Raw genomic sequence first — 1,184 nt, forward strand, 5'->3', positions numbered from 1 at the left:
TGTGGGAGATTCTATGGTTGTGGGCAATGCTTTTTGCCCCCTTTGCTCATGTATTCGCCTTGAGTCTTCATCAAGGCGAATGCAATTCTGGCCAGCTTTCGGGACAGGATGACAAGGGCCTGAGTGGTTGCCTTACCTGTATTCCGATAATGTTCATACACCTCTTTCCACGCAGCTGTCTTGCTAGCCGCCATGGCTGCATTGTGCAGTAGCCGGCGCACTTCTGAGCAGCCTCGCTTGGTTAAGCATCGGCGTCCGGATTTCTGGCCTGATTCGGCAACTTTCAGATCCATGCCTAGAAAAGCGATGAATGAATCGCTGCGCTTGAAGTCGCCGCGGATGAAGGCGGTGACTAAAGCGACGGCAGTCAGAAAACCAATGCCTTCAACTGCCTGGCAGCGGGCAACCTGCTCGCTCAGCCCCGCTTCTCTAACCAGCGTCTTCAAACGCTTTTGAATCAGCAGATCAAGCGACTCAAAGTGTTTGGCGAAGCTATTGAAGGCGTCCTTGAGGGACGCTTCGTTACCCCAACTCTGGGTCAGACTGGTGCGCGCTGACACCAGCGCTGCTCGGCGTCGGAGAAGGCTCTGAAGCTTGCTGTAGACGGCTGGAGGGGGTGACCAAGGACGAAGCAAGCTGCCCTCACGATCCAGGAAACGGGCTAGCAGGCAGGCATCAGATGCATCAGTTTTGGCACGCCCGCCAATCCCTTTTCGGTAGTTGCTGAGTTGGTACCCATCAACGACATAGACTGCAAAACCCTTTTCGTAAGCCATCTCCACCAGGTCCAGGTGATAAACGTTGGTGGCTTCAACACAGATAGCCGTATTGGCTGGCTGAAGTGCCAGCCACTTGCGGATCTCAGGCTTTGTATTTTTCAACGAGTGTTGTTGAGCGGTTTCCTCGCAATAGCTGACCAGTTCGACCTTGGCGACATCGACGCCAATGATGAACTTCTCTACTCGCATTGCCATCGCCTGAACTCCCACGGTATGGTTTTTGGGCTCGGAGGGGTTTCACCAAGAGGCGCTGGCTTGCTTCTATCGTCGCTTGCAAACGATGCATTCTTTATCGGCGCTTTGGTGAAGGGGTGGGGCGAGTTCTCCCACGGTCTGTACTGCTGTGAACAGTCAGATTCGGCTTTTTCGTCCCACCACCCCTTCGAGTATCACCATACAAGCGGC

At 54.1% G+C, this 1,184-nt stretch carries 1 protein-coding gene; it reads right to left on the bottom strand.

Features of this window, described 5'->3' with window-relative positions:
* Positions 1 to 11: 11 nt before the first annotated feature.
* Positions 12 to 974, bottom strand: a complete 963-nt coding sequence (locus CAF92_RS26230) for an IS110 family transposase (protein ID WP_025337484.1) — start codon at positions 972 to 974, stop codon at positions 12 to 14.
* Positions 975 to 1,184: the final 210 nt, after the last annotated feature.

It is taken from the genome of Pseudomonas sp. B10(2017) (genome assembly GCF_002113295.1).
In the GTDB taxonomy this organism is placed as follows: domain Bacteria; phylum Pseudomonadota; class Gammaproteobacteria; order Pseudomonadales; family Pseudomonadaceae; genus Aquipseudomonas; species Aquipseudomonas pudica.